Annotated in this window: 20 protein-coding genes; 10 read left to right on the plus strand and 10 right to left on the minus strand. The window is 42.4% G+C overall.

Annotated features, from left to right (window positions below; genetic code table 11):
• Positions 1 to 22: 22 nt before the first annotated feature.
• The 3 genes from PSU72_RS04235 to PSU72_RS04245 all read right to left on the minus strand — a co-directional run bounded on the left by PSU72_RS04235 (position 23) and on the right by PSU72_RS04245 (position 2865).
• A complete protein-coding gene (locus PSU72_RS04235; protein ID WP_300430979.1) occupies positions 23 to 400 on the minus strand; it encodes a DUF779 domain-containing protein in 378 nt (125 codons plus the stop codon).
• Between the two features lie 96 nt (positions 401 to 496).
• Positions 497 to 2017, minus strand: coding sequence for an aldehyde dehydrogenase family protein (locus tag PSU72_RS04240; RefSeq protein ID WP_300430981.1), 1521 nt, complete (start codon positions 2015 to 2017; stop codon positions 497 to 499).
• 245 nt (positions 2018 to 2262) lie between these two features.
• Positions 2263 to 2865 carry a cysteine hydrolase family protein gene (locus PSU72_RS04245; protein ID WP_300430983.1) on the minus strand — a complete coding sequence of 201 codons (603 nt, stop codon included), beginning with the start codon at positions 2863 to 2865 and terminating at the stop codon, positions 2263 to 2265.
• Positions 2866 to 3118: 253 nt separating this feature from the next.
• Here PSU72_RS04245 and PSU72_RS04250 point away from each other — a divergent pair, with 253 nt between their 5' ends.
• Positions 3119 to 4369 carry an adenylate/guanylate cyclase domain-containing protein gene (locus tag PSU72_RS04250; RefSeq protein WP_300430985.1) on the plus strand — a complete coding sequence of 417 codons (1251 nt, stop codon included), beginning with the start codon at positions 3119 to 3121 and terminating at the stop codon, positions 4367 to 4369.
• 21 nt (positions 4370 to 4390) lie between these two features.
• Here PSU72_RS04250 and PSU72_RS04255 read toward each other — a convergent pair whose 3' ends face one another.
• From PSU72_RS04255 to PSU72_RS04285, 7 genes are all read right to left on the minus strand, one after another.
• On the minus strand, positions 4391 to 5059 hold the full coding sequence (locus tag PSU72_RS04255) for a hypothetical protein (RefSeq protein ID WP_300430987.1): 669 nt from the start codon (positions 5057 to 5059) through the stop codon (positions 4391 to 4393).
• A 3-nt stretch (positions 5060 to 5062) separates the two neighbouring features.
• Positions 5063 to 5998: a rhodanese-related sulfurtransferase gene (locus tag PSU72_RS04260; RefSeq protein ID WP_300430988.1), complete on the minus strand. Its 936-nt coding sequence runs from the start codon at positions 5996 to 5998 to the stop codon at positions 5063 to 5065.
• Between the two features lie 81 nt (positions 5999 to 6079).
• Positions 6080 to 6883 carry a formylmethanofuran dehydrogenase subunit C gene (locus tag PSU72_RS04265; protein ID WP_300430990.1) on the minus strand — a complete coding sequence of 268 codons (804 nt, stop codon included), beginning with the start codon at positions 6881 to 6883 and terminating at the stop codon, positions 6080 to 6082.
• Entirely contained in the window at positions 6880 to 7788 is a 909-nt protein-coding gene (gene fhcD, locus PSU72_RS04270; protein WP_300430992.1) for a formylmethanofuran--tetrahydromethanopterin N-formyltransferase, read from the minus strand. The genes PSU72_RS04265 and fhcD overlap by 4 nt, the downstream gene beginning before the upstream one ends.
• A 35-nt stretch (positions 7789 to 7823) precedes the next feature.
• Positions 7824 to 8483: a pyridoxamine 5'-phosphate oxidase family protein gene (locus PSU72_RS04275; protein WP_300430994.1), complete on the minus strand. Its 660-nt coding sequence runs from the start codon at positions 8481 to 8483 to the stop codon at positions 7824 to 7826.
• A gap of 21 nt (positions 8484 to 8504) precedes the next feature.
• The gene (locus PSU72_RS04280; RefSeq protein ID WP_300430996.1) at positions 8505 to 10193 is read right to left on the minus strand and encodes a formylmethanofuran dehydrogenase subunit A; all 1689 of its coding nucleotides are present in this window, start codon (positions 10191 to 10193) and stop codon (positions 8505 to 8507) included.
• Complete coding sequence (locus PSU72_RS04285) at positions 10190 to 11425, minus strand: formylmethanofuran dehydrogenase (RefSeq protein ID WP_300430998.1); 1236 nt, start codon at positions 11423 to 11425, stop codon at positions 10190 to 10192. Before PSU72_RS04285 ends, PSU72_RS04280 begins: the two co-directional genes overlap by 4 nt.
• Positions 11426 to 11835: 410 nt before the next feature.
• Here PSU72_RS04285 and ndk point away from each other — a divergent pair, with 410 nt between their 5' ends.
• The 9 genes from ndk to PSU72_RS04330 all read left to right on the plus strand — a co-directional run bounded on the left by ndk (position 11836) and on the right by PSU72_RS04330 (position 20366).
• Positions 11836 to 12240: a nucleoside-diphosphate kinase gene (gene ndk, locus PSU72_RS04290; RefSeq protein ID WP_300431000.1), complete on the plus strand. Its 405-nt coding sequence runs from the start codon at positions 11836 to 11838 to the stop codon at positions 12238 to 12240.
• 30 nt (positions 12241 to 12270) lie between these two features.
• Entirely contained in the window at positions 12271 to 13374 is a 1104-nt protein-coding gene (rlmN, locus tag PSU72_RS04295) for a 23S rRNA (adenine(2503)-C(2))-methyltransferase RlmN (protein ID WP_300431002.1), read from the plus strand.
• A gap of 8 nt (positions 13375 to 13382) precedes the next feature.
• On the plus strand, positions 13383 to 14144 hold the full coding sequence (pilW, locus tag PSU72_RS04300) for a type IV pilus biogenesis/stability protein PilW (RefSeq protein WP_300431004.1): 762 nt from the start codon (positions 13383 to 13385) through the stop codon (positions 14142 to 14144).
• Between the two features lie 2 nt (positions 14145 to 14146).
• Complete coding sequence (locus PSU72_RS04305) at positions 14147 to 15241, plus strand: helix-turn-helix domain-containing protein (RefSeq protein ID WP_300431006.1); 1095 nt, start codon at positions 14147 to 14149, stop codon at positions 15239 to 15241.
• A 3-nt stretch (positions 15242 to 15244) separates the two neighbouring features.
• Complete coding sequence (gene ispG / locus PSU72_RS04310) at positions 15245 to 16561, plus strand: flavodoxin-dependent (E)-4-hydroxy-3-methylbut-2-enyl-diphosphate synthase (protein ID WP_300431007.1); 1317 nt, start codon at positions 15245 to 15247, stop codon at positions 16559 to 16561.
• A gap of 61 nt (positions 16562 to 16622) precedes the next feature.
• On the plus strand, positions 16623 to 17909 hold the full coding sequence (gene hisS / locus PSU72_RS04315) for a histidine--tRNA ligase (RefSeq protein WP_300431009.1): 1287 nt from the start codon (positions 16623 to 16625) through the stop codon (positions 17907 to 17909).
• 70 nt (positions 17910 to 17979) lie between these two features.
• Entirely contained in the window at positions 17980 to 18897 is a 918-nt protein-coding gene (locus PSU72_RS04320; RefSeq protein ID WP_300431011.1) for an ABC transporter ATP-binding protein, read from the plus strand.
• The gene (locus PSU72_RS04325; protein ID WP_300431013.1) at positions 18894 to 19697 is read left to right on the plus strand and encodes an ABC transporter ATP-binding protein; all 804 of its coding nucleotides are present in this window, start codon (positions 18894 to 18896) and stop codon (positions 19695 to 19697) included. The genes PSU72_RS04320 and PSU72_RS04325 overlap by 4 nt, the downstream gene beginning before the upstream one ends.
• A 45-nt stretch (positions 19698 to 19742) precedes the next feature.
• Entirely contained in the window at positions 19743 to 20366 is a 624-nt protein-coding gene (locus tag PSU72_RS04330; protein ID WP_300431015.1) for a tetratricopeptide repeat protein, read from the plus strand.
• The last annotated feature ends 43 nt before the right edge of the window (positions 20367 to 20409 follow it).

A 20409-nucleotide genomic window follows, 5' to 3' on the forward strand; every position in this document is an offset into this window, starting at 1 on the left:
ATGAGATGTTAAACAAAAATAGTTAATTTAAGCCAAAAGTTTTAACTGGTGGCAGGGTTTCTAATTCTTCGTCAGTAAACAGGCGTCCACGTGTAATAAAGGCCATTCCTGAACCACAGTCTAATGAGAATGAGCCACTAGAACCAGGCATTGCATCTAATATAGTGTGCATATTCTCTGAGAATTGAAAGTGGTTATGTCCCATATAGAAGGTTGCACCTTCAACTTCACCTATGATGACATCTGACGCGCCAGGTTTAAACTCATTGGCTGGCATGCATAGTGGTACGCTGCCCTCGCAACATCCGCCAGATTGTAAAAATAAAATCGGACCATGCTGCGCTGTTAACTTGTGAATCAGTTCAATAGCGGCAGGGGTTGCAGATACACGTTCAGCCATCTTGATCTCCAGAACAAAAAATAAGAGGCGGTTAAAGCCGCCTCTTAATATTACATTTAATTTTAATACTAAACCTTGTGTTTTCTTAACTCAAGTTTAGAAGAAGCCAAGTTTTTTAGGGCTATAACTTACTAACAAGTTTTTAGTTTGTTGGTAGTGGTCTAGCATCATTTTGTGAGTTTCACGGCCGATACCAGATTCTTTATAGCCACCAAATGCCGCATGTGCAGGGTAGGCATGGTAGCAGTTAGTCCAAACACGACCCGCTTTAATGCCACGACCCATGCGGTAAGCACGGCTGCCATCACGCGTCCAAACGCCAGAACCAAGACCAAATACAGTGTCATTGGCAATTGCAAGCGCTTCAGCTTCATCTTTAAAGGTTGTTACAGCTAGCACTGGGCCAAAAATCTCTTCTTGGAACACGCGCATTTTGTTATGACCTTTTAATAGCGTAGGTTGAATGTAGTAACCTTCAGCAAAGTCGCCTGAAAGTACATTACGTTCACCACCGATTAAAACTTGAGCACCTTCTTGTCTACCAATATCCATGTAAGACATGATTTTATTCATTTGGTCTTCAGAAGCTTGCGCACCTATCATGGTGTTTGGGTCTAATGGATTGCCTTGTTTAATGGCAGCAACGCGAGGTAATACGCGTTCCATAAACTTATCGTAGATAGATTCTTGAATCAATGCACGTGATGGGCTAGTACATACTTCACCTTGGTTAAAGGCAAACAATACTAAACCTTCAACGGCTTTATCAAAGAAGTCATCATCAGCATCTGCAATATCTTCAAAGAATACGTTAGGTGATTTACCACCTAATTCTAGTGTTGCTGGAATTAGGTTAGAGGCTGCAGCTTGCGCAATCACGCGACCAGTAACAGTAGAGCCAGTAAAGGCAATTTTGCCAATACGGCGACTGTTGGCTAGTGGTGCACCCACTTCACGACCATAACCGTTCACCACGTTAATCACGCCCGGAGGTAAGATGTCAGCGATGATTTCCATTAAAATCAATAAGCTGATAGGTGTAAATTCTGCAGGTTTCATGACTACGCAGTTACCAGCAACCACTGCTGGTGCAAGTTTCCAAGCTGCCATCAGAATAGGGAAGTTCCAAGGGATGATTTGACCAACTACGCCAATAGGCTCATGGAAATGGTAAGCCACCATGTTCTCGTCAATTTCACTCAAGCTACCTTCTTGTGCACGCATACAACCAGCAAAATAGCGGAAGTGATCGATTGCCAATGGAATATCTGCATTCATTGTTTCGCGAATTGGCTTACCGTTATCAATCGTTTCAGCCGTAGCTAAAAGCTCAAGATTCGCTTCCATGCGATCTGCAATTTTCAGCATTAAGTTAGCGCGTTCTCCTGCTGATGTTTTAGCCCATTTGTCTGCGGCAGCATGTGCAGCATCTAATGCCAGTTCTACATCTTCTGCGCTAGAGCGGGCTGCTTTTGTATAAGGTTTCCCTGTAATTGGAGTGATAACATCAAAATATTCACCTTTAACTGGCGCTACGAATTTTCCGCCAATAAAATTATCATATTTAGTTTTATATGGAATTTTAACGCCAAGGCCTTTTAGTAGATCTAAACTCATGCTGACTCCTCTAGTTTTTCTGTAGTTAATATAGTATTTCTATCTGGCAAACCGCATTACTTGCTTACTATTTTTATTATGTTTAAAAGTTAACTTAATCCACGAAAAACCCTTGTAAATATAGGGTTTGAAAGATAAGTGCGAACTAAACAATAAACCTTAGAGGCTAGCAAATCAAGCAAAATGTTACAGATTTGTAAATATTTTTATATGTCTTATATATTATATAAATTATCTTAATGTGTTTATTTGTTTAATACATTAATGTCATCTACTACCACGGCATATAGGTCTCGACTTGATGCGAGCGCGCCAAGATGCACTTCTTCAGCAGTTAAGACCTTTCCATTTGTACTTAATAATGGTCTAGTTGCAGTCGCGCTGGCGACAATGGTAGATGCGTAACCTAAATTAAATGCCCCATGTGCCGTTGAGTTCACGCACATATGCGTCATAAAACCAGCTAAAACAATATTTTTAATTCCAAGCGATTTAAGCTCAGCATCTAAGGTTGTTTCTACAAATGCATTGGGGTAATTTTTAACAATCACTTTTTCCCCAGCAATTGGTGCAACTTCAGTAGCAATTGCGCCAATATCAGCCGAAATATCGTAAGGCGAACCCACGCCAGCATCGTGTTGAATATGGATGACTGGAATTTTAAGTTCGCGTGCTAATTTAAGTAGTTTCTGCGCTTCAATAATTGCAGGTTCTACATTTGTGAGTTGCATTAGGCCATGTCGGTAGGTATTTTGAATATCAATGAGTATCAGAGCTGAATCTTTTAAATTGGCTGGCTGATAGCCCATGCCAGTGATATCGCGTAAAGTTTGTGAGGCTGTGACCATAGTAAACTCCATTAGGGTTGAAACTTCTTAAGGTAAGTGACTTGTAGAAATGCTAAAAGTGCCCAACGCAACTTTATTTTATGAGTCGTTATGCAATCTTCAATAATTTAATTTGCAAAACTCAAAGCTAATCAATAAGCTACATGCGTATCTTATTATAGAAGTAGTCTAGAAAAAGACCTCATCTTAAGCTATAGTACTTGAGCTGCAGTATATTGGTAACTAATTAAAAACAGAAAAACACCATCCAAATATGACGGATATTTTAGTGACAGCACCCTCAGTATTGACGCGAGAATTTTGGCGCAGATTTTCCACGCCTACGCCTGAAGCGTTAGGCCGGTCGATTATGTCTTTGCTAGTGATTGCAGAGAGCATTGTTTGTATTTTCTGGATATTTACCTTATCAAGCTTAGGTGAAGGTTACGCCGTTATTGCGGCTGTGCCCTATGTGTACCTTGTTATATCTTACGTGAGTCTCTTTTTATTCTATCGCCTCAAGCGCTTTGAATATTTTACTTTTACACAGTTAGTCATGCTGTTAGTCATGCCTTTTGTTATGCAATGGGCAATTGGTGGATTTGCCGCATCTAGTGGTGTGGCAATATGGGCGATATTGTCGCCTGTGGGCGCTCTAATGATTTTGGGCACACGTCAATCAACACCTTGGTTCTTACTTTTTGTAGGATTGGCTTTTATTTCGTGGAAATTAAATCATTATTTCGCGGGCAATGCCATGCCAATTCCAACCACAGTGAAAGATGCGTTTTTCCTGATGAATATTACCGGCACAGCATCCATACTATATGGAGTTCTGCGTTATTTTCAGGCACAAAAAGAGCGGGTTATGATTTCGTTAGAGTTAGAGCAGGCGCGCTCAGAAAAGCTACTACTTAACATCCTTCCTGCGGCCATTGCTGAGCGCCTAAAAGCCAATGATATGCGTATTGCCGATCATTATGAATCTGTGACTGTGATGTTTGCTGATTTAGTTAACTTCACGCAGATTTCTGAAAAAATGCCTGCTTTGCAATTAATTGATTTGCTGTCACAGGTGTTTTTAAAATTTGACCAGCTGGCAGAGAAATATCAAGTAGAGAAAATCAAGACAATCGGCGATGCCTATATGGTTGTTTCTGGTGCGCCTATCATGTACGCAGACCATGTTGCTCGGATAGCTGAGATGGCTTTTGACATGAAGGTAGTGCTACAGGAAGTCGCTGTTAAAACTGGCATAGATTTGAATATGCGTATCGGTATTCACACAGGCCCAGTGGTTGCGGGAGTGATTGGCAGCACAAAGTTCAGTTATGATTTATGGGGCGATACCGTGAACTTAGCCAGCCGAATGGAAAGTACCTGTAAACCTAATAACATACAAGTGACGCGTGAAACGCAAGCGTTGATAAAAGACGCTTATATATTTTCAGAAAAAGCGGATGTTGATGTAAAAGGTAAGGGTTTGGTCGAAACTTATTTTTTACTTGCACGAAAATCTAGTTAACTATCCTTGCTATAACAGCCATTAATTATAGTTGGAATAATCATTAAGCAGCATACTTGCCGCATTTGGATTACCTGTCCAAAAGTTATAAAACTCCCGCACTACCAATAAAAACAACTGTTTAGCTTCGGTCATCTTAAAAAGCGGTAAAGTTAACTCAGCTGCTGTGCGATAGGATTTATGATTTTTTATTGGCGCATCACGTAGACGAATAGCCATCACTTTAGCGAGTTTGATACGTGTATCTACCAGCGATTGCTCAGCACCTTGGTCGCGCATGGCTAATGCGTAAGCTTTTAATGGCCAACTTTCAGCAGTATCGAAACTTTCTTTTTCTAAGCTTTCGATTAATGCTTTTAATGAAGTTGCTATCGGCTTCCATTGGATGGCAGCTACATCAAAACCATAGTTTAAATTAAAGGCGGCAATAGCCTTAATGTCTTTAATCCAAAACGGATAAAACTCACGCGCGGTATTGAGGTTAGTATGCCAGTCATCTGCTGGGATGGTTTTTAGCACAGTGTCGATGACTTTGCTATATATCGCTGGTTCAAGAAGTTTATTAGCAAGCGACTCTGCCAGTTTATCTAAAAATAATGAGTGCTTATAAAGCACATTAGTCGTTGCGCCTTTAGCTTGTAGTAGTTTTAAATATGCACTGATTGCTTCTTGCTCGCGAGATTGGTTCATTCGTTAGTTATTTTTCTGCTTTTCACCAATGTGCGCTTGACCTCGTTGTTTAGCGAGAATCACTTGTTTTTGTCGCTCTGTCAGGCTGGCTTTTTTTTCTTCAGTAAGCTTGTCATAACAGTAAGGGCAAGAAATACCAGCGGTATATTGTGTGCTTTGCATCTCAGCTGGCGATAGCGGATGACGGCAGGCGTAGCATTGGTCAAATTCACCTACTTCTAAATTGTGTTTAACGGCCACGCGTTGATCAAATACAAAGCATTCGCCTTCCCACATGCTTTCAGCTTCTGGCACGGTTTCTAGGTATTTTAGAATACCACCTTGCAGGTGATAAACTTCTTCAAAACCTTGATCCATCATATAGGAAGAAGCTTTTTCGCAGCGAATACCACCTGTGCAAAACATCGCGACTTTTTTATGTTTGGTTTTGTCAAAATGCTCGGCAACGTATTCTGGAAACTCACGGAAAGTGGTGGTTTTTGGGTCAATTGCGCCTTTAAAGGTGCCAATATCAACTTCATAGTCGTTGCGTGTATCGATCAAAATCACATCAGGGTCAGAAATCAGCGCATTCCAATCTTCAGGTTTAACGTAAGTACCAACTTTTTTAGTTGGACTAACGCCAGGAACACCAAGCGTGACAATTTCCTTTTTGAGTTTCACTTTCATGCGGTAAAACGGATGCTCACTTGCAAATGATTCTTTGTATTCTAAATCTGCAAAGCAATTTCCAAATATTGCATCAGAGCGCAAGAAGTTTAGTAAGTTGTGAATATCTTGTGGCAAGCCAGCAATGGTGCCATTAATGCCTTCTTCCGCGAGTAGCAGTGTGCCCTTGATGTTGTTGGTGACACAGGCTTCTAGAATTGGCGCTTGCAGTAATTTGTAATTGGGCAGACTGACAAATTTGTAAAGCGCAGCAGTTAAATACTTAGACATTTTTTTGATAATGAACTGTAATAAAACGGTATTTTATCACTAGAGCGTATGAATTAGAGCGTGTAATTGCTTAAGCGAGCATTAGGACGAGTGTGAAATTAATAAAATCTCACCATTGCCGCTACATGCGGCATCCCCCACAAAGCGCTGTACACGCTTGGTTTCAATATTAGAAAATTGTGTGTTGAACGGTTTGAAAGATTTAAACATTAAGTTTAAAAATGGCAAAGTATGCGTGCCGCAGTCTTGTATAGTTGCATGCAATTTAGGCAGCTTGGCCAACAGTAATGTACCGCGCTTCATATTAAAACAGGCGTATTCGCCGACGTTGCCTAGTACACCTATAGTGCCAGCAATCATGCGACTGGCACAGTAATCGCCTACATTGCCTTCAATTAGAATCAAGCCTCTGCGCATTTGGTCGCCCACACGATCGCCAGCGTTGCCCTTAACGATAACCGTACCACCACGCATGCCTTTGCGTAGACCTGGCGAAGCGCCACCTAGAAAATCACCTGTATTGCCGTCTATTTTGAGCAGGCCACTGACCATGTTGCAGGCAGCAAAAGCTTGCGCGTTGCCTTTGCAATGTATGGAGGCATTTTTTAGGCCGAAACCTAAATATGCGCCAGCGTCACATTCTAAAGTGATGCTGCCTAAAGTCATGTTCTTGCCGACATTATCAAAGTACTGGCCGCTATTCTTGAAAACAATATTTTCAGTATCGTCGCCATTAATTTCGAATAACTCTGACACGAGTTGATTGCTTAATTTGATTGCACCGATTTGGCTAATGCTCAAACCCTTTAAAAGGTCTGGCGTTAGCGGTGAGCAATCCAATGAGTGCGTGAGTGCTTGTTTAAGTGTGAAGGTAAGTTGGGTCATTTGGCTACACCACTCATAATTTCGTGCAATTTAAAATGATGAGGGCCTAGTTTTCCGCCGTAATTACCCGCAGATATGCGTTTCACACCACTGGCTTCACCTAAATCACAAATGGCCTGTATGCCAACACGCATGGACTCGGCAATATCTTCAAAGCCCATGCCGTCAATTACGATTTCCATTACACTTTCAATTTCAGGTGATAGCTCGGTATTAGTAGCACCTTTTAGCGTTGGGCAGAATGCATCGTTAGTTGAGGCAAACATGGTTTTATATTTGCTGCCCACTTTAGAACCTGAGCGCACAACGCCGCCAGGGAAGGGCATAATCACGTTAGGGATTTTTTTCATTGCCGTGATAGCTGCTTCAGCCGCTGCAAGTGCTGCTGGCTGTGAAGTGGCCAAAATCAAGAAGTTACCGCCACCAATCGCGCGCACCATACCGGTGGTTTCTTCGCATAAAAATTCACCATCCATCACTGGCACGCGCCAGTAGCGTTTAGCCGAAATCAGTTTAGATGTTTGGAAGCCATCGCCAAAGAAGCGTAAGTTTTTACCTAGATTAATTTTTTCATCACTATCGATGCCCGAAAATGCCGCAGCAGTAGGGCAGGTGAGTATGCACTGTCCCATGCGCGTTTCAAGTTGCTGCATAAGTACTTTGCTGCCCATGGCGAACATTAAAATACTCACGCCAGGTCTGCCATCGGGGGTTTCATCTTCAGTCATTTCGCGTTCAATACCAGCTTCTACACCACAACCAATCACTGAGGTTGCAAAGCCTGTCATCGCATTTGCTGCGTGATATGCCCACTTTAGGTTTTGTGCTGTAATGATAACGCGTGTGCCGCGCATATTAAATGCTTCAGCAAAGGTTTCATCTATTTGTACGCCATTAATGATCATGAGTTATCTATTAAAAAATTTACGCGCCTAATTAGCTAAGCGTCGGGTGCGCCTGCAATAATCTTACCAACCCATTCTTCGATGGGGATGATGCCAATTTCTTTGGCCTTTTTAGCATCTGTTTCATGCAAAATATCTTGTACTAAATCTAGTTGTTTCCAGCCTGCTAATGGTGTTTCACAATGTTCGCGTGGTACGTAACGGGAATCACGCACTTTTTCCATTTTCGGGATATACCTTGGGCAGTTTTGCCAAAGTTCAGATAACTTTACGGTGACAACAAAGTCAGCTTCTTTGTAATGCGCCATTAGCTCTGGGTCTTTTGAAATGCTTGCAGTGCCTTGCACACGCAGGCGATTAGGCGCTTCAAAAGAAATAAATAGTAAGCCAACATTTTGATTGGTAGTGATGTTCCCCATAGAGAAAAACATGCCGTTACCATCGTAGCTTGGGAATATCAATGTGGTGTCATCAAGCACTTTTACAAAGCCAGCATCGCCGCCTTTGTATGACGTAGTCGGGCGGCCTTGATGGTCGACTGTGGATAAAAAGAACATATTGACGCTAGAAATAAAACCTTTAGCCCCATCATCAAATTCAGTTCTACAAACAAGATCCTCTACACGATCAGCCATACCTCGTGTGCCAAACTCGTCTTGCAGCTTACGATGTTGTTCCCCATACAATCTACTCATTTTGGTTCCTTCGTTTTAAAGTTAATGAGATGCTTTTTTATTTTCATGGACAATAATGCTACCACGTCCATCACTACTAATTTCATCATCATTAATCTTAAAACTATCCAATTGCATTGTGTGGTACTTGTCAAAATAATCTTTTAAATCTTTTTCTACAGCAATATCGAAAGCCGGTTTAGCAGTATGTGTCGCACCCCAAACGACTTTAACCACTTTACCGTCTTTGACGACCAGCTCGCCATCTTTAAAAACATAGTCAGGTTTAGCGAACATCGCTTCACGGTCAGTTTGATCTGTGTAAATCGTGATATCTGCACCGGCACCAATGCCTAAATGCCCACGGTCGTTCAAACCGATGAGGTTTGCGGCACCTGCACGCGTCATAATGGCAATTTCATACAAGCTGTATTCGCGGTCTAGCGAAGTTAAGTTGCTCATTGCCTGCGCGTCTAAATTCAGTTTGGCAAAGGCTTCGTTTCTGAAGGTTTTATCCATTAATAAACGAATCAAATGTGGGTAGCTGGTAAATGGCGCGCCGTTAGGGTGGTCAGTGGTTAAGAAAATACGCCAAGGATCTTCAACCGATAAGAATATTTCCAAACCAATCGCCCATTGCAAGGCGTTGACATAATTCTGGTCTTTATATCTGAAAGGCACTACACCGCAACCCGCATCACACTCAATATCCATAATGACGGATTTTTTCGGATTAGCATGTTTTGCATTCAACTGCTGCATCATGTTGTCACCAGAGGCGGTCACTGTTTGACCAAATAGGATCTGACCTACATCGGCAGTAATGTGTTTGTTTTTATTCAATGCTTCTGAGATTTGTGCCGCAGCTGATGAAAACCTTTTATCACCTTCTGTACCATAACTATGAAACTGAATATGTGTGAGATGCATAGGAACGCCATCAGAGGCGCTCATCGTGTCTAGCGTAGTTTGAAAGTTACCAGCTGCACCAAGGTTATTGCAATGCACATGCAAAGGTTTAGCAATGCCGAGTTGATGCACGGCGGTGCTTAAACTTTTTAATATTTCACGTGGAGTGACTTGGTAATGGCTATTATTTTCATCTAAATCTAATCTGCGTTGGTTAAATTTAAACGCATTAATACCACCTGGGTTCACCACTTTAATACCAATTGATTGCGTCGCATTGAGTATCCACGCCACGTAGTCATTAATTGCTTTTTGATCTTTTTTAGCGGTGAGCATGCGTAAAAAGTAATCATCATTACCCAGCATCGCATAGCCACCTTTATCTATCATTGGCGTATCAGCCATTTCTAGATGTGTTTGACGTGCATTGACAGGCATGAGCGCTGGCTCAAAAGCCGCGGTGTAACCCATTTCAATATAACGAAAACCTGTATCGGTAGCACTAGGCGTAGCATGGTTGATTGTAGGGTGACTACAACTCGGCGTACAAACATGCGCCTCTGGCTCAGTGTATTTTTTGGTTTCTTGATACTCTGGCAGCATCATGCGAGCAATATTCACTTTGCCGCCACCGATGTGGCTATGCATATCAATCGCGCCCGCCATTACTACCTTGCCCGTTAAGTCATAGGTCTGTGTGATTTTTTCAGAAGCACTAGGTTTAGCGATAATGCGGCCATTTTTGATATAAATATCTTGAACTACACCATCTTTACCTGATGTTGGGTCGTAAATTCTGCCGTTTTTAAGAAGTGTAATCATGATAGTTTTGCTTCTATTTGGCTGACTATTCTATTCACCACGTCGCTTAGGCTAGGTAATTCAGTTTCGTGTAATTTTTTGAGCGGCATGGCAACAGAGCTATCCATTCTAAACATAGTACCTATGTGGTCAACACCAGGAATGCCAACTGGAATAAACACATCAGGTTGCTTTTTAAACTGCATATCAGGATGGCCTATTACAATCGTTGGCGCTTCGCAATCTGGCGGCAAGTACGCATTAAACGTGCTGACCCACAACAATGCATCGCAATTCATTAATTGGAGTTTAGTAGAAAAGTGATAAGCGTCATACTCAGGATGACCATTTACGAAGCGGTTTCTAGTAGGGTAGCCCGATAGCCAAGTACTAGTGTTGTTAACGCTAGAGTCGCCATCGCCCGAGTTGAGCGGTAAGCCTGCAACGCGATTGGTTTCATTGAGTTTAGCAATGAGCTGGGTAATACTTTGCACCGTGAGTTCAGCCTGTGGAAATTTTAAAGCGCTAGCCGACCAAACCACCACGCCATATTGCGCAGCTTTTAACTTTGCTAGAATCAGCTTAAGTGAAGCGATTGTTACGCCACCAATCAAGTCAGTGTCGGGTTTTTTATTCAGCGGATTTTTAGCATTCATGAGCGCATTCAATGCACTCATAATTTCAGGTAGCTTTGCAGCTTCTTCAGCAAGACCTAAATATATCACTTCAGGTTTAGGCCTATTGAACAAAGTATTGGTATTCAATACCAATTTCTCAAAAAAGCGTGGATAGCTGCTAACAATGTCAGTGCCAATCGCCAAAATTACATCTGCACGATTTTTAATTTCAGTCAGTGTTGTAGTTTGCCAGCCACTATTTTGCATGGCTAAAGTGTTACGTACCGTGCCTTCGGAGTGCATATGGTCAAGAGTAGCACTAGTTTTTTCTGCCAAGCGCATGATTGCACGCATACCTTGCACCTCTGTACCCAAGCCTGCAAATAATGGATGATTCGCCTTGTTTAGAATGTTAGCTGCAGCTTGAATTGCACTGTTCAAATCGGTAGGTTTGCCAGCCACACTTGACGTTGCAGCTTTACCAGTAAAAGCCCTCTCAAAGAAGCTAATACTTTTTGTGCAAGCATTTTTAATGCTCAACGGATAAGTTGAATTTAACACCAAATCATCGCACAGCAAACCACAAGCCGGGCAGCAATGCGTTATTGGTAAAGTTGTATTGATTGATGGTTTCATTAACTATCATTCTGCCACATTGTTACAAAATTGAAACAACAATTAAGCATGTAAATGTAAGTTTGTTTTTGAAGTGATGCAAAGATTGTTAACCGCTATTTTCGCAATGTTAGTTAGTGCAATCAGCATTTTGTGGCTTTTTGATCGGATCGAAACCTTGCCCGTAGGCAAGTTTAGCCTTTACGAAGCGAAGTGCAGTCAAGGGTTAACAATCATTATAACTGCCACCGATTTCATTGCATCTCATAGCGGCTATTATAGTTTCTATCTGTAAATAGTCGACTATTGCCCTAATACAGATTAGAGCTTTCTAAAAAGATGACTTGAAATGATGAAAATGGTGGTTTATTTAAAGCGTTAAAAATGGTATTTTATCGTTCTTTTCAATAAGTTAATTTAATGGAGTTGTTATGGCTGTTCAACGCACGCTTTCTATCATCAAACCTGATGCAGTGGCAAAAAATGTAATCGGTAAAATTCTTACGCGTTTTGAAAACGCAGGTTTAAAAATTGTTGAAGCTAAAATGGCACAATTGACTAAAGCTGAGGCTGAAGGTTTCTATGCTGTTCACGCTGCGCGTCCGTTCTTTGCTGATTTAGTAAAATTCATGATTTCAGGTCCAGTGATGATTCAAGCACTTGAAGGCGAAAACGCTGTTCAAGTTAACCGTGATTTAATGGGCGCTACTAACCCAAAAGAAGCGGCTGCAGGTACGATTCGTGCTGATTTCGCTGAAAGCATTGATGCTAACGCAGTACACGGTTCAGATTCAGCGGAAAATGCTGCAATCGAAATTAAATACTTTTTTGGTTAATTAGTTAGTCATTTTTAGGTAATCACAATTTTGGTCAATTTGCTCAATTTCAATCAGCCACAACTGGCACAATGGTTCGCAGAACAAGGCGAGAAGCCTTTTCGTGCCAAGCAGTTAATGCGTTGGATGCATCATTTTGGTGTGCATGATTTTGAGCAGATGACTGATATTGCCAAAGTATTACGTGAGAAGTTGGTGGTAGAAGCCGAAATCACTTTGCCAAACGTGCAGTTAGAGCAAGTATCTAATGATGGTACGCGTAAGTGGTTGATTGGTACTGACACAGCTAATAGCATAGAGACCGTGTTTATCCCAGAGGATGATCGCGGTACTTTGTGTATTTCAAGCCAAGTGGGTTGCGCGCTTGAATGCACGTTTTGTAGTACAGGCCGTCAAGGCTTTAACCGAAATTTAAGTGTTTCAGAGATTATTGGACAGCTAGCTATTGCTAACCAGTCACTGAGGCAAGAAAGTGGGTACGATTTGCTTTCAGCAAACGATCGTATCATTAGTAATGTAGTGATGATGGGCATGGGCGAGCCATTAGCGAATTACGATAATGTAGTCACCGCCATGCAAATTATGTTGGACGATAATGCGTATGGCTTAAGTCGCCGCCGCGTCACGCTGTCAACCAGCGGTATGGTGCCAGCGATGGATAGATTAAAAGAAGATTGCCCTGTTGCATTGGCTGTTTCATTGCATGCGCCTAACGATGCGCTACGCGATGTGATTGTGCCTATCAATAAAAAATATCCACTTAAAGAGTTAATGGCAGCATGTAATCGTTACTTAGAAAAAGCACCTCGCGATTTCGTCACATTTGAATATGTGATGTTGGATGGCGTGAACGATACGGTTGAACATGCACATCAATTGCTTGATTTAGTGAGAAATGTCTCTTGCAAGTTTAATCTAATTCCGTTTAATCCATTTCCAAATAGCGGGTACGATACTTCTAAAGCTAGCCATATTCGTGTTTTCCGTGATATTTTGATGCAAGCAGGATATGTAGTGACTGTGCGTAAAACGCGCGGTGAGGATATTGATGCAGCTTGCGGTCAGCTAGCGGGCAAAGTGTTAGATAAAACCAAACGTACGGCAAACAGAATTCCAATAGAGATTGTTGAATGAGGCCAGAGATGAAATTAAGTGTTTTAAAATTTTCGCTTACGCTGTTGGTCGTTGCTTTATTTGGTACTGGCTGTGCCAATCAGCAGCAGCAAGAAAAAGACACTGAAAATACAAAATCTCGTGCACGTGCTCATACTGATTTGGGTGCAGTTTATTTTCAGCAAAAACAATTAGAAATTGCACTAGAGGAATTTAATACTGCAATTAAAATCGATCCCAGCTTTGCTTCCGCGTACAACGGCTTAGGTCTAGTGAATGCCGAGCTTGGTAAAGATGATGTCGCTGATGCTAACTTTAAAAAATCAATTCAGTTGGAACCATTAAACTCCGAAGCGCATAATAATTATGGCAGTTTTCTGTGTGCTAGAAATCGGGTAGATGAATCGATTACGGAATTTTTAGCAGCGCTAAAAAATCCTCTATATGCCACACCAGCGATGGCTTACACTAATGCTGCCATCTGTTCTATACGCAAAAAGAATATGGCCGGAGCCGAAAATTATTTGCAACAAGCTTTGCAAATTGAGCCGCTATCGCAGGTTGCTGCCTACCAACTCGCATCATTACAATTTAAACGTAATGACGCGGTTGCAGCTAAGAAAACTTTACAAAACGTGATGTTAAGCCGACCAGGTCCAGAAGTTTTGTGGTTGGGTATTCAGGTTGAACGCGTAGTCGGCGGAAAGGATGCTGAAGCTAGTTATGCTTTGCAACTAAGGCGCCAGTATCCAGATTCTGAGCAAGCTAAGTTGTTAGAGAGTGGAAAATAACCATGACTGATGAAGTGCAAGTTAATCTTACCGAGACAGAAGTGATAGGTTTTGCGCCGCTAGGCGAGGTGTTTTCTGAAGCTAGAAATGCCAAAAAGCTAGCATTGAAAGACGTGTCTAATAATTTGCGTTTAAGTCTTAAGCAAATTGAAGCTTTAGAGAATGATAATTTTTCTAGTTTGCCCCCAGCAATGATTACACGAGGTTTTATACGTAATTATGCGCGATTCTTGGAGCTGGATGCTGAGCCTTTGTTAGCTAGCTATCGTGCGCGTATGCCAGATGCTTCGCCTAGCACCTTGAGTGTAAAAACATCTATGAACCAAGTGATGCCAGGTAAAGATGGTTCTTCTGCCTCTAAATACCTATTGCTGTGTGGATTAGTTTTACTTGCTATTGCTGTGTGGTTTTACTACATCAATTACATGCAGAAATCAGCACAGCGCGCGACAGAAGAGGTTGCTAGTACAGCGGTAGAAACAGCGCCTCCAGAGGTTGCTACCTTGCCAGAAGTGGCCTTACCTGCAGCTGAACGTTTAGCGCAAGCGGATGCCGAAGCCGCTTTGAATGTGCCTGCAGCAGCTGTTGGCGATGCAAAAGAAACGTCTAATCAAACTACGCCGAGTGCCATAGCCGTGTTGCCTAAAACTGAGCAAGCATATCCAGCACCATCAAGTGGCTCCGCGGTGACTACGCAAAACCTTCACTTGCCAAAAGAAACGACTATAGATTTCAACACATTGAAAGAAAATGCCGCAAAGGCTACGCCCGCTGCAGCAACTACAAAGACTATTTCTACTGATGCGAGAGTGGCCGATGTAGGCAAGGGCGGTCTAAAGCCCGATAGCTCAATTGCTGCAATTAAAGGCGTAAGTATTGCGGTGACAGAGCAAACTTGGGTACGTGTCACAGACAAATCTGGCGCAGTGGTTTATGAAAAAATGCTACAGCCGAATAGCGAGGATGGCTTTAACGGCTTGCCGCCTTTTAAGGTGCTGATTGGCAACGCGAAAGCAACCAAGCTTACATTTTTAGGTCAGAATGTTGATTTGAGCGATAAAACAAAAAACAATGTTGCTCGCCTTACTCTGGAGTAATCATTGAGTCTTTCTTTACTTAAATCAGCGCGCAATACTCTTCAAGTCATGATTGGTCATGTACCTGTGGGCGGCGGTTTAGCTGGTACTGCCGCTAGCTCTGTAGTTGTGCAAAGCATGACCAATACTGATACTGCTGATGCGCAAGCAACCATTAATCAAGTATTTGAGCTATGGCAAGCAGGTAGTGAGGTTGTTCGCATTACTGTTAATTCGCCAGAAGCTGCTGCGCAAGTTGGCAATATTCGTCGTGGTTTAGATGCGTTGGGCTGCAATGTGCCGCTAGTAGGTGACTTTCATTACAATGGTCATAAATTACTCGCGGCTTACCCTGATTGCGCTGAATCATTAGCTAAATACCGCATTAACCCAGGTAATGTGGGTAAAGGCTCTAAGCGTGATGAGCAGTTTGCTTCTATGATAGAAGCGGCAGTACAGTATAAAAAAGCGGTGCGAATTGGCGTGAATTGGGGCAGTTTAGACCAAGCTAAAATGGCACAGATGATGGATGATAATGCTAAGTTAGCTGAGCCCTTATCTTCAGAAGCATTGATGCGCGAGGCCTTGATACAGTCAGCACTGGAAAGCGCTGCACAAGCGGTTGAATTAGGCTTATCGCCTAATCAAATCATCATTTCTTGCAAAGTGAGCAATGTGCAAGATTTAGTGAAAGTATATGCTGAACTAGCAACGCGTAGCGATTACCCATTACACTTGGGGTTAACTGAAGCAGGCATGGGTTCAAAAGGTATTGTCGCATCTACCGCCGCATTGGCTTTGCTTCTGCAGCAAGGTATAGGTAATACCATTCGCGTTTCACTCACGCCAGAACCTAACGAATCTCGTACAAAAGAAGTCATTGTCGCGCAAGAGATTTTGCAAACCATGGGCATACGTTCGTTCACGCCGTTAGTGACTGCTTGCCCAGGCTGCGGTAGAACAACTTCAACCTATTTCCAAGAGCTTGCCATGCAAATTCAAAGCTACTTGCGCAATCAAATGCCCATCTGGCGTGGTCAATACGCTGGTGTTGAGAATATGAGCGTGGCTGTGATGGGCTGCGTGGTGAATGGCCCGGGCGAATCCAAGTTGGCGAATATCGGCATTAGTTTGCCCGGCACAGGTGAAACGCCAGTCGCCCCTGTGTTTGTGGATGGCGAAAAAACCGTCACACTCAAAGGGGATAATATTGCACAAGAGTTTCAAGCCATTGTGGAGGATTATGTGCAAACGCATTATGCTGAAGGTGGCAAGCTGCATGTTAATCTAGCTAAAGTTAAAACCACGCAAAAAACAATCCCTATTCAAGCTATTAACTAATAGCCACCCACTAAATAAGTCATTGAAGTAACGAACTATGGTTGATCATTCAACAAAAAACATGCAAACAAAAACTAAAGCAACAAAATTCCAAAGTATTAAAGGTTTTTACGATATTTTGCCTGAAGCGACGCCATTGTGGTTTAAGCTTGAGGACACAGCACGCCGCGTATTAGGGCAATATGGCTATAAAAATATCCGCATGCCTTTGGTGGAGTCGACCGATTTATTTGTGCGTTCTGTAGGTGAGCACACAGATATTGTCGAAAAAGAAATGTACGCTTGGGAGGATGCGCTCAATGGCGACAAATTGACATTGCGTCCAGAAGGCACGGCCGGTTGCGTACGTGCGGTTGTGGAAAGTAATTTAACCTATAACGGCCCAGTCAGGCTTTGGTATAGCGGTGCAATGTTCAGGCATGAAAATGTGCAAAAAGGTCGTCAGCGCCAGTTTCATCAGATTGGCGTGGAAGCCTTTGGATTTGATAGCCCACAAGTGGATGCCGAGCAAATCGTATTGTTAGCCAGACTTTGGCGCGAGTTAGGCATTGCCGACGTTGAGTTGCAAATCAATAGCATAGGTGATGCGCATGAGCGTCTTGAATATCGTAAAGTACTGATTGCCTATTTTGAACAGCATGCAGATTTGCTGGATGAAGACGCAGAACGTCGCCTACATACGAACCCTTTACGCATTTTAGATACCAAAAATCCACGCATGCAAGCGATGTGTGAAGCGGCGCCAAAATTAATTGATTCTTTAGGCGATGAAACCCGCGCACATTTTGATGGTCTGTGTAAGTTGTTAGATGCAGCTGGCGTGGCTTACATAGTGAATGCGCGATTGGTGCGTGGCTTAGATTATTACAATCGCACTGTATTTGAATGGGTGACGACTAAGTTAGGTGCGCAGGGTACCATTGCTGGCGGTGGTCGTTATGATGCTTTAGTTGAGAGATTGGGCGGCGATGCAACGCCTGCATGTGGCTTTGGTATTGGTTTAGAACGCGTATTTTTGTTGATGCAGGAATATGGCGTTACAGCAGATGATGCGCCAGACGTGTATTTGGTCAATGTAGGTGAGCAAGCAGAGCAAGTCGCATTTAGTATCGCTGAACAATTACGTAATGCTAGTGTTCAAGTAATATTGCATGCAGGTGGTGGTAGCTTTAAATCTCAAATGAAAAAAGCAGACCGAAGCCAAGCTAAGTTTGCCTTAATCATTGGTGATGACGAAGTTGCAAGCAAGCAAGTGACGTTAAAACCTATGTTAGCCACAGTAAAAGGTGAGCAACAGCAATGTAGTATTGAGCAAGCCATAGAGTATTTAACTGTGGCGCTTGCTTAAGTGTTGCGAATGGTAAGTGTTTTGATAAAGCTATAGATAACCCCATAGATATTCAACGTTGAGCGAAAAAATGACCGCTGAAATGAATGAAGCTAGACCCCTGTTGCAGTTGCTAAATGTGAGTATTTCACCCAAAAAAACGCCATCGCGATTATTGGTGAACGATGTTAGTTTTAGCATCGCTGCGGGAAAAACAACTTGTGTCGTAGGGGAGTCGGGAAGCGGTAAAAGCTTAACAGCTTTATCCGTGATGGGTTTGTTGTCTAAACAGCTTCAATTAACTTCTGGCAAAGTCATATTTAATGATGGCTTATTAAACGACAACAAGTCAGGTGAGCAAGATTTAACCTTATTAGATCAAGCCAGCTTACGAAAAATTCGAGGTGCAAAAATCGCTATGATTTTTCAAGAGCCGATGACTTCATTGAATCCGGTACTCACGGTAGGCTACCAAATAGGTGAAAGCTTAACGACGCATTTGGGCTTAAAGGGTGATACTTTAAAAGCTAAAATTGCCAGTCTATTAGAAATGGTGGGTATACCGCCAAGCCGTGCCAATAGTTATCCCGATGAGCTGTCAGGTGGTCAACGGCAGCGTGTGATGATCGCCATGAGTATTGCTTGCGAACCACGCTTGTTGATCGCCGATGAGCCAACTACTGCGCTAGATGTCACGGTGCAAGCGCAGATACTTAAATTGCTAGATGAACTTAAAACACGCATGAATATGGGTATGCTGTTTATTACGCATGATTTTGGTGTTGTAGCGGATATTGCAGACAATGTGGTGGTGATGTTTAGAGGTCAGATTGTTGAATCTGGCACTAAAGATGAGGTGCTCGGTAATCCGCAGCATCCATATACCAAAGCGCTGCTAGATTGCGTACCTGATGCTGAGGGCAAAAAGCCACTTAAGCCTATAGATTATGCGTGGCTAAAAAATACTGAGCTGAAAGAATCAGGGTTAAACGAGGAGAAAGCCGCATGAGTAATATCATTTTGCAAGCTAATCGCCTAGTGAAAACCTATACGCAGCGTAGCGGCAAGTTTGGCTTTGGTACAACCTTGGTAAGAGCTTTGGATGACGTAAGCATAAGCTTAACTGAAGGTAAAACGCTGGCGGTTGTAGGTGAATCTGGTAGTGGTAAATCCACGTTGGCACGTTGTCTGTTACAATTGCAACCCTTAGATAGCGGTGAAGTACTTTTTGCTGGTCAGGATTTGGCAAAATTAAGCGGCAGCGATTTGCGAGCTGTGCGTAAAAACCTGCAAATGGTGTTTCAAGATCCATTTGCCTCGCTGAACCCGCGCATGCGTGTGGGTGAGATTGTCGGTGAAGGTTTGCTGATTCATCAGCTTGGTAACACAGCTGAACAGCAAAAAAAAGTCATTGCGATGCTAAAGCGCGTAGGCTTAACTGAAGCAGATATGCAAAAATATCCGCATGAGTTTTCTGGTGGGCAAAGGCAGCGAGTAGGTATTGCGCGAGCCTTGGTATTGCAGCCTAAAGTAGTGGTGTGTGATGAGCCAGTTTCAGCGCTAGATGTTTCAATACAAGCGCAGATTTTGTTGTTGTTGAAAGAGTTGCAAGCCGAAATGGCATTGAGTTATTTATTTATCAGCCATGATTTGCGCGTAGTGCGCCACATCGCTGATGATATTGTCGTGATGAACGGCGGTAAAGTGGTAGAGCAGGGTAAAGTTGAAGATATTTATCAACATCCTCAACATGTATACACGCAGAATCTGTTGGCCGCTATTCCTGGTAAGAAAGCAGTCAATGCATAAAGTTTGATTAAATTAATTGGTTTTAGAAAATATTAGGAAAAAGTAATGGCATACGATTTAGAAGAGCAAGAACAGATTGATGAACTAAAAGCCTGGTGGAAACAAAACGGCAAGATGATTAGTACACTAGTCATTGGCGTGTTACTGGCTTATTCTGCTTATCAGGGTTGGCATTATTACCAAAGTAAACAAGCCGTTGAAGCATCAACTGAATATCAGGAACTCACAATTACTGATGAAAAAGACTTGAAGTCTATACAGGCTAAATCTGCCGTATTGATGGATAAGTTTGCTGGAACACCTTACGCAGGCCGTGCAGCTTTGTTTGCTGCTAAAGCCAATTACCAAGCGAATGATGCTAAAAGCGCAAAAGCACAATTAGATTGGGCGATTAAAAACGCAAAAGAAACTTCAGTAAGCGCTTTAGCTAGCTTGCAATTAGCTAATATTTTGGCAGAAGAAAAAGATTTTGAAGGCGCTTTAAAGTTATTAAATGCTCCGCATGACGCAGGATTTGATGGTTTGTTTGCTGACCTTAAAGGTGATGTTTTAGTGAGTTTAGGTAAAAGTGTAGAGGCTAAAACAGCTTATCAAGAAGCACTGGCTAAATTAGATCAACATGGTAAATTCCGTGCGCTTACACAGCAAAAACTGGAAGCGCTGGGTTAAATTTAACCTGAATATTTAAAGTCTCGTTCTTAAGTAATCGGCG

It is taken from the genome of Methylotenera sp., assembly GCF_029945535.1.
Taxonomy (GTDB): domain Bacteria; phylum Pseudomonadota; class Gammaproteobacteria; order Burkholderiales; family Methylophilaceae; genus Methylotenera.